General features: G+C 64.7%; 11 protein-coding genes and 4 tRNA genes. All 15 read right to left on the bottom strand.

Annotated features, from left to right (window positions below; translation table 11 throughout):
- Positions 1–72 precede the first annotated feature (72 nt).
- Positions 73–4,224, bottom strand: coding sequence for a DNA-directed RNA polymerase subunit beta (rpoB, locus tag FHR66_RS02460; protein WP_160966999.1), 4,152 nt, complete (start codon positions 4,222–4,224; stop codon positions 73–75).
- 293 nt (positions 4,225–4,517) lie between these two features.
- On the bottom strand, positions 4,518–4,886 hold the full coding sequence (gene rplL, locus FHR66_RS02455) for a 50S ribosomal protein L7/L12 (RefSeq protein WP_010341338.1): 369 nt from the start codon (positions 4,884–4,886) through the stop codon (positions 4,518–4,520).
- A 63-nt stretch (positions 4,887–4,949) separates the two neighbouring features.
- Positions 4,950–5,492, bottom strand: coding sequence for a 50S ribosomal protein L10 (gene rplJ, locus FHR66_RS02450; protein ID WP_010341340.1), 543 nt, complete (start codon positions 5,490–5,492; stop codon positions 4,950–4,952).
- A gap of 484 nt (positions 5,493–5,976) precedes the next feature.
- Positions 5,977–6,675: a 50S ribosomal protein L1 gene (gene rplA / locus FHR66_RS02440; protein WP_160966997.1), complete on the bottom strand. Its 699-nt coding sequence runs from the start codon at positions 6,673–6,675 to the stop codon at positions 5,977–5,979.
- A gap of 3 nt (positions 6,676–6,678) precedes the next feature.
- Positions 6,679–7,107 carry a 50S ribosomal protein L11 gene (gene rplK / locus FHR66_RS02435; RefSeq protein ID WP_010341342.1) on the bottom strand — a complete coding sequence of 143 codons (429 nt, stop codon included), beginning with the start codon at positions 7,105–7,107 and terminating at the stop codon, positions 6,679–6,681.
- A 200-nt stretch (positions 7,108–7,307) separates the two neighbouring features.
- On the bottom strand, positions 7,308–7,865 hold the full coding sequence (gene nusG, locus FHR66_RS02430) for a transcription termination/antitermination protein NusG (protein WP_145699991.1): 558 nt from the start codon (positions 7,863–7,865) through the stop codon (positions 7,308–7,310).
- A gap of 13 nt (positions 7,866–7,878) precedes the next feature.
- A complete protein-coding gene (gene secE, locus FHR66_RS02425; RefSeq protein ID WP_160966996.1) occupies positions 7,879–8,292 on the bottom strand; it encodes a preprotein translocase subunit SecE in 414 nt (137 codons plus the stop codon).
- Positions 8,293–8,342: 50 nt separating this feature from the next.
- A tRNA-Trp gene (locus tag FHR66_RS02420) sits at positions 8,343–8,418 on the bottom strand.
- A gap of 165 nt (positions 8,419–8,583) precedes the next feature.
- A complete protein-coding gene (gene tuf, locus FHR66_RS02415) occupies positions 8,584–9,774 on the bottom strand; it encodes an elongation factor Tu (protein WP_160966994.1) in 1,191 nt (396 codons plus the stop codon).
- A 45-nt stretch (positions 9,775–9,819) separates the two neighbouring features.
- Positions 9,820–9,895: transfer RNA gene (locus FHR66_RS02410), tRNA-Thr, on the bottom strand.
- 30 nt (positions 9,896–9,925) lie between these two features.
- Positions 9,926–9,999, bottom strand: a tRNA-Gly gene (locus FHR66_RS02405).
- Positions 10,000–10,031: 32 nt separating this feature from the next.
- Positions 10,032–10,117: transfer RNA gene (locus tag FHR66_RS02400), tRNA-Tyr, on the bottom strand.
- A 159-nt stretch (positions 10,118–10,276) separates the two neighbouring features.
- Positions 10,277–11,368 (bottom strand): redox-regulated ATPase YchF, encoded by a 1,092-nt coding sequence (gene ychF, locus FHR66_RS02395; protein ID WP_160959215.1) that lies wholly within the window; start codon positions 11,366–11,368, stop codon positions 10,277–10,279.
- Positions 11,369–11,443: 75 nt separating this feature from the next.
- On the bottom strand, positions 11,444–12,028 hold the full coding sequence (pth, locus tag FHR66_RS02390) for an aminoacyl-tRNA hydrolase (protein ID WP_160966993.1): 585 nt from the start codon (positions 12,026–12,028) through the stop codon (positions 11,444–11,446).
- Positions 12,029–12,081: 53 nt separating this feature from the next.
- Complete coding sequence (locus FHR66_RS02385; protein ID WP_160959210.1) at positions 12,082–12,732, bottom strand: 50S ribosomal protein L25/general stress protein Ctc; 651 nt, start codon at positions 12,730–12,732, stop codon at positions 12,082–12,084.
- Between the last annotated feature and the right edge of the window lie 145 nt (positions 12,733–12,877).

Raw genomic sequence — 12,877 nt, 5'->3', positions numbered from 1 at the left:
GACAGGAAACGCGGGCGGCCTGTCGGCACACGCCCGTGCGGTTTCCTAGTCCCGACTCCTCATTCCCTGCCCTCAGTCTTCCAGTTCCATGTTGATCGCCAGCGAGCGGATTTCCTTCACCAGCACGTTGAAGGACTCCGGCATGCCGGCGACCATCTCGTGCTCACCGTCGACGATGTTCTTGTACATCTGGTTACGACCCTGCACGTCGTCGGACTTCACCGTCAGCATTTCCTGCAGGGTGTAGGCCGCGCCGTAGGCTTCCAGCGCCCAGACTTCCATTTCGCCGAAGCGCTGGCCGCCGAACTGCGCCTTGCCGCCCAGCGGCTGCTGGGTGACCAGCGAGTACGGGCCGGTGGAGCGCGCGTGCATCTTGTCGTCGACCAGGTGGTTCAGCTTCAGCATGTGCATGTAGCCGACCGTGGTGTGACGATCGAACGCCTCGCCGGTGCGGCCGTCGTACAGCTGGGTCTGGCCGCTGATCGGCAGGTCGGCGAGTTCGAGCATGTGCTTGATCTCGGCCTCGGTCGCACCGTCGAACACAGGGGTGGCCATCGGCACGCCGTCGGTCAGGTTCTTCGACAACGACAGCAGCTCCGCGTCGCTGAACTGGTCCAGGTCCACGCGGTCCTCGCCCAGCTTCTGGTCGTGGTTGTAGATCTGCGCCAGGAACTTGCGCAGGTCGGCGACCTTGGTCTGAGCCTCGAGCATGTTCTGGATCTTGCGACCCAGGCCCTTGGCGGCCCAGCCCAGGTGCACTTCCAGCACCTGACCGATGTTCATACGCGACGGCACGCCCAGCGGGTTCAGCACGATGTCCACGGTCTCGCCGTTGGCCATGTACGGCATGTCCTCGATCGGCTGGATCATCGACACGACACCCTTGTTGCCGTGGCGACCGGCCATCTTGTCGCCGGGCTGGATGCGGCGCTTCACCGCCAGGAACACCTTGACCATCTTCAGCACGCCCGGGGCGAGGTCGTCGCCGGCGGTGATCTTGCCGCGCTTGTCGGCGAAGCGACGCTCGAACTCCTTCTCGTGCGCCTGGATCTGCTTCTGCGCGCGTTCGATCGCCTCGGAGGCGTCCTCGTCCTTCATGCGCAGCGCGAACCAGTCGGACTTCTTCAGGCCGTCCAGGTAGGCGTCGCTGATGGTGTCGCCCTTCTTCAGGTTCGGACCGCCGTTGGCGACCTTGCCGATCAGCTGGCCACGCAGACGCGCATAGATCGCGCTTTCCAGGATACGGAACTGGTCGTCGAAGTCCTTCTTGACCCGCTTGATCTCGTTTTCCTCGATCTGGCGGGCGCGCTTGTCCTTCTCGATGCCGTCGCGGGTGAACACCTGCACATCGATGACGGTGCCGTCCATGCCCGGCGGCACGCGCAGCGAGCTGTCCTTCACGTCCGAGGCCTTCTCGCCGAAGATCGCGCGCAGCAGCTTCTCTTCCGGGGTCAGCTGGCTCTCGCCCTTCGGCGTGACCTTGCCGACCATGATGTCGCCGGCGCGCACTTCCGCACCGATGTACACCACGCCGCTCTCGTCCAGACGGTTCAGCGCCTGCTCGGACACGTTGGGGATGTCGGCGGAGATTTCCTCCGGCCCCAGCTTGGTGTCGCGCGCCACACAGGTCAGCTCTTCGATGTGGATCGTGGTGTAGCGATCCTCTTCCACCACGCGCTCGGAGAGCAGGATGGAGTCTTCGAAGTTGTAGCCGTTCCACGGCATGAACGCGATCAGCATGTTCTGGCCCAGGGCCAGCTCGCCGATGTCGGTCGAGGGACCGTCGGCCAGCACGTCGCCGCGCGCGATCACGTCGCCCACGTTCACCAGCGGACGCTGGTTGATGCAGGTGTTCTGGTTGGAGCGGGTGTACTTGATCAGGTTGTAGATGTCGACGCCGGCGTCGGTGCCGCCGCCGATCTCGGCCTCGTTGACCTTGACCACGATGCGGCCGGCGTCGATCTGCTCGATCACGCCGCCACGGCGGGCGTTCACGGTCACGCCCGAGTCGCGCGCCACCGCACGCTCGATGCCGGTGCCGACCAGCGGCTTCTGCGCACGCAGCGTCGGCACGGCCTGGCGCTGCATGTTCGCGCCCATCAGCGCGCGGTTGGCGTCATCGTGCTCCAGGAACGGCACCAGCGCGGCCGCGATCGACACGGTCTGCATCGGCGACACGTCCATGAAGTGCACTTCCGCCGGCGGCTTCAGCAGCGACTCGCCCTGGTAACGGCACGGCACGAACTGCTCGGTCAGGCGGCTCTTGGCGTCGTGCAGCGCGTTGGCCTGCGCGATGACGTACTCGTTCTCTTCGATCGCCGACAGGTATTCGACTTCGTCGGTGATCTGGCCGTCCACGACCTTACGGTACGGCGTCTCCAGGAAGCCGTACTGGTTGGTGCGGGCATACACCGCCAGCGAGTTGATCAGGCCGATGTTCGGGCCTTCCGGGGTTTCGATGGTGCAGACGCGGCCGTAGTGGGTCGGATGCACGTCGCGCACTTCGAAGCCAGCGCGCTCGCGGGTCAGACCGCCCGGACCCAGCGCGGAGACGCGACGCTTGTGCGTCACTTCCGACAGCGGGTTGTTCTGGTCCATGAACTGCGACAGCTGCGAGGAGCCGAAGAACTCCTTGATCGCGGCGGCCACCGGCTTGGCGTTGATCAGCTCCTGCGGGGTCAGACCTTCGGACTCGGCCATCGACAGGCGCTCCTTGACCGCGCGCTCGACGCGGACCAGGCCCACGCGGAACACGTTCTCGGCCATTTCGCCGACCGAACGCACGCGACGGTTGCCCAGGTGGTCGATGTCGTCGACCACGCCGCGGCCGTTGCGGATCTCGGTCAGGACCTTGATCACGTCCAGGATGTCGGAGCTGTCGGCGTGCTCGGCGACCAGGCGCTTGGACTCCTCGTCGTTGCGCTCGCCGAAGTACTTCTTGTCGTACAGCACCGACTCGCCGGTGACTTCCTTGCGGCCGACACGGCGGTTGAACTTCATGCGGCCAACCGTGGACAGGTCGTAGCGCTCGAAGGTGAAGAACAGGTTGTGGAACAGGTTCTGCGCGGCGTCCTTGGTCGGCGGCTCGCCCGGACGCATCATGCGGTAGATCTCGACCAGGGCCTCGAGCTGGGTCTTGGTCGGATCGATGCGCAGGGTGTTGGACAGGTACGGACCGCGATCCAGGTCGTTGACCCACAGCGTGCCCACGGCGTCGACGCCGGCCTTGCGGAACGCGGTCAGCTGATCTTCGCTGATCTCGTCGTTGGCGCTGGCCAGCAGTTCGCCGGTCGAGGCATCGACCACGTCGTGCGACAGGATGCGGCCGACCAGGTACTCGTCGGGCACGGCCAGCGCGGCGATGCCGGAGGCCTCGAGCTGCTTGACGTGGCGCGCGGTGATGCGCTTGCCGGCTTCGACGATGACCTTGTCGCCGTCGGCCAGGTCGAAGTTCAGGGTCTCGCCGCGCAGGCGCTCAGGCACCAGTTCCAGCTGCACGCCTTCCTTCGGGTCGATGTGGAAGGTGTTGATCTCGAAGAACTCGGACAGCATCTCCTCGTTCGAGTAGCCGAGCGCGCGCAGCAGGATCGACACCGGCAGCTTGCGGCGGCGGTCGATACGGGTGAACAGCGCGTCCTTCGGGTCGAACTCGAAGTCCAGCCAGGAGCCGCGGTACGGAATGATGCGGGCGCTGTACAGCAGCTTGCCCGAGCTGTGGGTCTTGCCGCGGTCGTGGTCGAAGAACACGCCCGGCGAGCGGTGCAGCTGCGAGACGATGACGCGCTCGGTGCCGTTGACGATGAAGGTGCCGTTGTCGGTCATCAGCGGGATCTCGCCGAGGTAGACCTCCTGCTCCTTGACGTACTTGATCGCCTTGGTCGAGGACTCGCGATCGTAGATCACCAGGCGCACGGTCACGCGCAGCGGCGCGCCGTAGCTCATGCCGCGCTGGCGGCATTCACGCTCGTCGAACACCGGTTCGCCGAGCTTGTAGCCGACGTACTCCAGCGCCGCGTTGCCGCTGTAGCTGGAGATCGGGAACACCGATTTCAGGGCCGCGTGCAGGCCGTGGTCCGAACGCTTGTTCGGGTCGGTGTTCTCCTGCAGGAACTCGCGGTAGGAATCCACCTGGATGGCGAGCAGGAACGGCACTTCGAGGATCGAGCGCTGCTTGCCGAAGTCCTTGCGGATACGCTTCTTTTCGGTGAACGAATAAGACGTCATGAGGTATCACCTTGGCTGATGCGGGCCACGCGTCCGCGGCCCTGAGTGAACATAAATTGTCAGTTGGAAGTCGCTGGTATTGCCGGCACCAGCACGCCTTCTCCCGCTACTTCCAACTACCAACTCGATGAGAACGAGATTGGGGATGAGGGGATTCGGGATGGGTCGACGACCCTGCGAATCTCCGATGCCGAATATCCAATCCCGGCATTGCAACAACGGCCAAAGGCCGGGGGCTTTCGCCCCCAGCCTTCAGTGCATCGCCTTGAACGGCTGGCGATGCAAGGGACTGCTTACTTGACTTCGACCTTCGCGCCAGCGGCTTCCAGGTCCTTCTTGAACTTGTCGGCGTCTTCCTTCGACACGGCTTCCTTCAGCACGCCGCCGGCCTCGGTGAGGTCCTTGGCTTCCTTCAGGCCCAGGCCGGTGATGGCGCGGACGGCCTTGATGACGTCGACCTTCTTGGCGCCGGCGTCGATCAGGATGACGTTGAACTCGGTCTGCTCTTCGACCGGCGCGGCGGCCACGGCCGGACCGGCAGCGGCGACCGGGGCGGCGGCGGAGACGCCGAACTTGTCTTCGATGGCCTTGACCAGCTCCATCACTTCCATGAGGGTCTTTTCGGCGATTGCGTCGACGATCTGCTCGTTAGACAGGGACATTGTGATTACCTTTGGAATTTTTTCTGGATGAGGTTCTAGTGAACCGTTTCAGGTGTCGCGAACTTAAGCCGTTTCGGCCGGGGCTTCCGCTTCGGCGTCGGCGGGAGCGGCGTCGCCGCCACCCTGCTTGTCGCCCACAGCCTTGACCGCACGGGCGAACATGCTCGCCGGCTCGGCCAGGACGCGTGCCAGCATGGCCAGCGCCTGCTCGCGGGTCGGCAGCGACGCCAACACCTCGAGATGAGCGGCCGGATACAGCTGACCACCCAGCGACACGACCTTGGCCTGCAGCTTGTCGTTACCCTTGGCGAATTCCTTGATCAGACGACCGGCAGCGCCGGGTTCTTCCGTCGAGAACGCATACAGCAGCGGACCGACCAGCGCGTCCTGGACGCACTCGTATTCGGTACCGGCAACGGCACGCGCGGCCAGGGTGTTCTTGACAACACGCAAGTACACACCGGTTTCGCGCGCCTTCTTGCGCATCGCGGTCATTTGCGAGACCGTGATGCCGGCGTACTCGGCAGCAACCAAGGAGTGGGCCTTCGCGGCGACGTCGGCCAGTTCGGCGACGACTTCTTGCTTCTGGGACAGATTGAGAGCCATTGCACTCCTCCGTTAAAGCCGGGAGTTGAAATGCGCGACCTGGGATGCGTCAGGAGCGATACCGCCGCTCTTGCCAATCCCCAATCCCGAATCCCGAATCCCTGCTTCAAACTTACTCCGCTCGCGGCTCCTGCCGCTTGCGGTCCTGGGCGGCCTCCTTCCTGGATGCCGGGGATGCCGCATGGCATCCCAGTTGGTGGCCGTTCCAGACCTGGAGTGAGCGCGCCCGGAACCCCGGGTTGGCCTGCACCAGAAAAACTCCAGAAAGGCGGCACCATCTACGCCGGCGCGTCCCCGAGGGGACTGGATTAAGCGATCCCGCTGTACCGACGGCGACTCCTTGCCATTGCGAGCTTCCGTGCCCGTCGTCGGTGTGCGCAGACCGCGCCTGCGGTCTTTGACGGCTTCGCGTCGGGTTGCCCCTGGCGACGCCTTCAAAAGGGTGAAACCGGCGCCGCACCTCGCGGGCGGCGCCGTGTTGCGATTACTTCAGGGACAGCGACGCCTGATCGACGGTGACGCCCGGACCCATGGTCGAGCTCACCGAGATCTTCTGCAGGTAGGTGCCCTTCGAGGTCGCCGGCTTGGCCTTGACCAGGTCCAGCAGCAGCGCCTGCAGGTTGCTCTTCAGCGCGTCGTCTTCGAAGCTGGCCTTGCCGATGGTGCAGTGGATGATGCCGGCCTTGTCGGTGCGGTAGCGCACCTGGCCCGACTTGGCGTTCTTGACCGCTTCGGCCGGGTTGGCGGACACGGTGCCGACCTTGGGGTTCGGCATCAGGCCGCGCGGGCCCAGCAGGGTGCCCAGCTTGCCGACGACGCGCATCGCGTCCGGGGTGGCGATGACCACGTCGTAGTTCAGGTCGCCGCCCTGCATCTTCTCGGCCAGGTCGTCCATGCCGACGGCTTCGGCACCGGCGGCCAGCGCCTCATCGGCCTTGGCGCCGGCGGGGGCGAACACCGCCACGCGCACGCTCTTGCCGGTACCGGCCGGCAGCACGGTGGAACCGCGCACCTGCTGGTCGGACTTCTTCGCGTCCACGCCCAGGCGCACGGCCACGTCGACGGCTTCGACGAACTTGGCCTTGCTGGTGGTCTTGACGATCTTCAGCGCTTCGTCGATCGAATACGCCTTGCCCGGCTGCACCGCAGCACGGATCGCTTTCTGTCGCTTGGTCTGTGCCATTGCTTAACCCTCCACCGTCAGGCCCATGCTGCGGGCAGAACCCGCAATCGTGCGTACCGCCGCTTCCAGCTCGGCCGCCGTCAGGTCGGCTTCCTTCGCCTTGGCGATCTCTTCGAGCTGCTTGCGGGTCACCTTGCCCACCTTCTCGGTGTTCGGGCGCTTGGAGCCGGAGCTGACGCCCGCGGCCTTCTTCAGCAGCACGCTGGCCGGGGTGCTCTTGGTGACGAAGGTGAAGGTACGGTCCGAGTAGGCCGTGATGATGACGGGAGTCGGCAGGCCCGGCTCCAGCTTCTGCGTGGCGGCATTGAACGCCTTGCAGAATTCCATGATGTTCAGGCCGCGCTGACCCAGCGCAGGACCGACCGGCGGCGAGGGGTTGGCCTGACCGGCCTTCACCTGCAGCTTGATGTAACCGACGACTTTCTTTGCCATTTTAGTGTCTCCGGGTGCTAGCGCCTAAACCGCAGGCTCCCCATCGCGACGGGAAAATCACGTGTCCCGCCATCACGTTTTTGAAGTGCGCAGAAAGCCGCCTCGCGGCGGCTTCCGTTCTGCCCGGCGGCTTGCCTGGACAGGGAGCCGCGCAGTATAGCAGAGATTTTGGCGCCCGGCGCAGCCGCGCCGGGGCGGGCTCAGGCCTTCTCGACCTGGCCGAATTCCAGTTCCACCGGGGTGGAACGGCCGAAGATCAGCACCGCAACACGCAGGCGGCTCTTCTCGTAGTTGACTTCCTCGACCACGCCGTTGAAGTCGTTGAACGGGCCGTCGGTGACCCGGACCATCTGGCCCGGCTCGAACAACACCTTCGGACGCGGCTTCTCCACGCCATCCTGAACGCGCTGCAGGATCGCATCGGCCTCTTCGTCGCGGATCGGCAACGGACGGTCGGCGGTGCCGCCGATGAAGCCCATCACCTTCGGCGTTTCCTTGACCAGGTGCCAGCTTTCGTTGTCGATGCGCGGAATGCCGCCCTCTTCGTGGGTCTCGATCTGCACCAGCACGTAGCCCGGGAAGAACTTGCGCTCGGAACGGCGCTTCTGGCCGGAGCGCATCTCGATCACTTCCTCGGTGGGGACCAGCACGTCGCCGAAGCGCTCCTGCATCTCGTCACGCACAATACGGTCGCGCAGCGCTTGGGCCACGGACTTCTCGAAGCCTGAATAGGCGTGAACGACATACCAACGCTTCACTGCTGCACTCTCCTCAACGGCTCACGAACCACTGCATCAGCTTCTGGATCAGGAAATCGAACCCGCCCAGCAGCAGACTCAGAATGATCACCACCACGATCACCACCCAGGTGGTGCGAATGGCTTCCTGACGGGTCGGCCACACCACTTTGCGCAGTTCGAAACGGGATTCGGACAGGAACTCGCGGCCTTCGCGACCCTTGGCGGTCATCAGGAATACCGCCGCGCCCGCAGCCAGACCCGCGATCACCGCCAGTGCGCGCAGCGGACCGGACCAGCTCCCCAGTTGTGCCGCACGGCTCGGCTCACCGAACCAGAACCAGACGAACAGGCCCGCGATCACCAGCAGCGCTGCGATGACGTACTTGACGATATCGCCGCCAGAAGACGCGGCGGGGCCTTTGGAATGCTCGATCTTGCTGTTCATCCGACTCTTGCTGCTATGCGACCGAGGTCACTGGATAGGGAGCGGCAGATTGGCACGCCAGGAGGGACTCGAACCCCCAACCTGCGGTTTTGGAGACCGCTGCTCTGCCAATTGAGCTACTGGCGTGTAGTAAGAACGACTGCACTTCCCTGAGACGGCGAAGGCGGACCGAAGGTTCCGGCCCGCCCTTCGCTGAACCCGGCGGCCGGAGCCGCCTGCACCTCGTCGGATTCCGGCGGCCGAGGCCGCCGTCCTGCCGTCGAGCCCGGCGACCGAGGCCGCCGGAGGGCATTACTTGATGATCTTGGCCACCACGCCGGCGCCGACGGTCCGGCCACCTTCGCGGATCGCGAAGCGCAGGCCTTCGTCCATCGCCACCGGGTTGATCAGCGTCACCACCATCTTGACGTTGTCGCCCGGCATCACCATTTCCACGCCTTCCGGCAGCTGGCACGCGCCAGTGATATCGGTGGTGCGGAAGTAGAACTGCGGACGGTAGCCCTTGAAGAACGGGGTATGACGACCGCCCTCGTCCTTCGACAGCACGTACACCTCGGCTTCGAAGTCGGTGTGCGGCTTGATCGAACCCGGCTTGCACAGCACCTGGCCGCGCTCCACGTCGTCACGCTTGGTGCCGCGCAGCAGCAGGCCCGCGTTGTCGCCCGCCTGGCCCTGGTCCAGCAGCTTGCGGAACATTTCCACGCCGGTCACGGTGGTCTTCTGCGTCGCACGGATGCCGACGATTTCGATTTCGTCGCCCACCTTGATGATGCCGCGCTCGATACGGCCGGTCACCACGGTGCCGCGGCCCGAGATCGAGAACACGTCTTCCACCGGCATCAGGAACGGCTTGTCCACGTCGCGCTGCGGCTCCGGGATGAACGAGTCCAGCGCATCCACCAGCTTCAGGATCGCCGGCACGCCAATCTCACTCTGGTCGCCTTCCAGCGCCAGACGGGCCGAACCGTGGATGATCGGGGTGTCGTCGCCCGGGAAGTCGTACTTGCTCAGCAGCTCGCGCACTTCCATCTCGACCAGCTCGAGCAGCTCGGCGTCGTCGACCATGTCGGCCTTGTTCAGGAACACCACGATGTGCGGCACGCCGACCTGACGCGACAGCAGGATGTGCTCGCGGGTCTGCGGCATCGGGCCGTCAGCGGCCGAGCACACCAGGATCGCGCCGTCCATCTGCGCCGCACCGGTGATCATGTTCTTGACGTAGTCCGCGTGACCCGGGCAATCCACGTGCGCGTAGTGGCGCGTCGGGGATTCGTATTCCACGTGGGCGGTCGAGATCGTGATGCCGCGCGCCTTCTCTTCCGGCGCCGCGTCGATCGCGTCATACGCCTTGAACTCGCCGCCGAAGCGCTCTGCGCCGATCTTGGTCAGCGCCGCGGTCAGCGTGGTCTTGCCGTGGTCGACGTGACCGATGGTGCCGACGTTGACGTGCGGCTTGGTGCGCTCGAACTTACCCTTGGCCATGGCTGCTTCTTCTCGGTGATCGTAGAAAGATTTGACGACTGAATATGGTGCTCACGAAAGGAATCGAACCTTCGACCTCCTCCTTACCAAGGAGGTGCTCTACCGACTGAGCTACGTGAGCGTTGTTCTATTGTGACACAAGCGCGTTCAATGGAGCGGGAGACGGGAATCGAACCCGCACCATCAGCTTGGAAGGCTGAGGTTCTACCGTTGAACTACTCCCGCTACGGGATGCCGCACTGCCACAACAAAATAACTGGTGGAGGGAGGTGGATTCGAACCACCGAAGGCGTAAGCCAGCAGATTTACAGTCTGCCCCCGTTGGCCGCTTGGGTATCCCTCCAACTTACCCACTCGAACCCGGCTGCGAAGCCGAAATCAGAGAGGGGTGAAACAGCCCGCTATTCTTCCCTGACATCCCCGCCTTGTCAACAGTATTTTGACGCGATATCGCAGGAAATCGTCGTTGCTCGCGCGCGCCCGGCCAGGACACGCGCGCGCATCAGACGTTGAAGCGGAAATGCAGGATATCGCCTTCCTGCACGCGGTATTCCTTGCCCTCCAGGCGCAGGCGCCCGGCTTCCTTGGCACCGGCCTCGCCCTTGTACTTGATGAAGTCGTCGTAGGCGATGGTTTCGGCGCGGATGAAGCCCTTCTCGAAGTCGGTGTGGATCACCGCCGCGGCCTGCGGCGCGGTCGACCCGGCCTTGACCGTCCAGGCGCGCACTTCCTTCACTCCGGCGGTGAAGTAGGTCTGCAGCCCCAGCAGGGTGTAGCCGGCGCGGATCACCCGGTTCAGGCCCGGCTCGTTCAGGCCCAGATCGGCCAGGAACGCATCGCGGTCGGCGTCGTCCAGCTGCGACAGCTCTTCCTCGATCGCCGCCGACACCGGCACCACCTCGGCGCCCTCGGCGGCGGCATGCGCACGCACCGCATCCAGGTGCGGATTGTTCTCGAACCCGTCTTCCAGCACGTTGGCGATGTACATCACCGGCTTGAGGGTGAGCAGGAACAGATCGCGCACCAGCGCCTTCTCTTCCTCGTCCAGGCCGGCGTTGCGCCCGGCCTTGCCCTCGGCCAGCGCGGCCTGCAGCTTGGCCAGCACCGGCTTGCGTGCCGCCGCGTCCTTGTCGCCACCCTTGGCCGAACGCTCGGCACGGTTGAGCGCCTTCTCCACGCTGTCCAGGTCGGCCAGGGCCAACTCGGTGTCGATGGTCTCGATGTCGGAGACCGGGTCGACCTTGTTGTTCACGTGGATGATGTCGCCATGCTCGAAGCAGCGCACCACGTGGGTGATCGCATCGACTTCGCGGATATGCGCCAGGAACTTGTTGCCCAGGCCCTCACCACTGGCCGCACCGGCGACCAGGCCGGCGATGTCGACGAACTCGACCGCGGTCGGCACGACCTTCTGCGGATTGATGATCGCCGCCAGCGCGTTCAGACGCGGATCCGGCACCGGCACCACGCCCACGTTCGGCTCGATGGTGCAGAACGGAAAATTGGCCGCAGCGATGCCCGCCTTGGTCAGCGCATTGAACAGGGTCGACTTGCCGACGTTGGGCAGGCCGACGATGCCGCATTTGATGCCCATGTTTCAGTTTCCGGGATTTGGGATTCGGGATTGGAGATTCGCCCAGCCGCGCGGCCGCGAATCCCCAATCCCCAATCACGCATCCCTGTTCGTATGCAACCGCTTCATCGCCTCGTTGAAGTCGCCCTGCACGGCCAGCGGCAGCACGTCGATGGCGTCGTCGATGGCGCGGTCGATGAGGACTTGGTCGTCCTTGCCGGCGCGTCCCAGCACCCACGGCACCACCTTGTCCTTGTGGCCGGGATGGCCGATGCCGATGCGCAGGCGGTGGAAGCCGGCATGCCCGAGCAGGCGAATGGTATCGCGCAGTCCGTTCTGGCCGCCGTGGCCGCCGTCGAACTTGAGCCGCGCCGTGCCCGGCGCCAGGTCCAGTTCGTCGTGTGCCAGCAGCGCCTGCGCCGGTTCGATCTTCCAGAAGCGCAATGCGGCCGTCACCGACTTGCCGCTGAGATTCATGAAGGTGGCCGGCTTCAGCAGCCACACCGCCTGCCCCGCAACCTCGATCTTGGCGGTCTCGCCGAACAGCTTGGCGTCCACGCTCCAGCGCGCGCCGGCCCGCTCGGCCAACGCGTCGACAAAACGAAACCCGGCGTTGTGCCGGGTGTTCGCGTGTTCGGCACCGGGATTGCCCAGGCCGACGATCAGACGCAGACCAGTCATGCGCAATGCATCGCCGCAGCGTCCGGACCGAAGCCCGGACGCCGCGCAGGCGATTACTTGCCGTCCTTCTTGGCCGGCTCGGCAGCGGCAGCCGCCGCGTCGGTGGCTTCCGGCTCTTCCTCGACACGGCCGTGCTTGGCGATGACCACCGCCACGTCGTGCTCCTTGCCCAGCTTCAGTTCCGGCAGCTCGACGCCGGCCGGCAGCTTCAGGTCGGACAGGTGGATCACGTCGCCGACCGACAGCGCCGACAGGTCGACTTCGACGAACTCCGGCAGGTCCTTCGGCAGGCACACGACCTGGATTTCGTTCAGCTCGTGGGTCACGACCACTTCGGCCGACTTGCCGGCCGGGGACACGTCCTCGTTGAGGAAGTGCAGCGGCACCGACGCGTGCAGCGCCTCGTTGTCGTTCACGCGCTGGAAATCGATGTGCATGATCAGCTGCTTGAACGGGTGACGCTGCATATCGCGCAGCAGCACCTTCTGCACGTCGCCGTTCAGGCTCAGGCTGAGGATGGACGAATAGAACCAGTCGTTCTGGCTGGCCAGCCAGACTTCGTTGTGGTCGAGCTGGATGTTGACCGGCTTCAGATCGCCACCGTAGACGATCGCCGGGATCAGGCCGTCGCGACGGAGGCGGCGGCTCGCACCCTTGCCCTCGACTTCGCGGCGCTGAACCTTGATTTCATGCGTGGTTGCCATTTGCGTTTACTACCTTGGTTGAATGAACCGCCTCACGGCGGTTTTGATGACTCTTCCGCGACCAGAAGAGTCTGGGAGAAGCCGGGATTGGAGATTCGGGATTGGGGATTCGCAACGGCGCCGCTTCTGCGAATCCCCAATCCCG

Source organism: Xanthomonas sp. F4, from assembly GCF_011761895.1.
The sequence above is the reverse complement of the archived record's forward strand: the minus strand, read 5'-3'. Positions and strand labels throughout refer to the sequence as shown.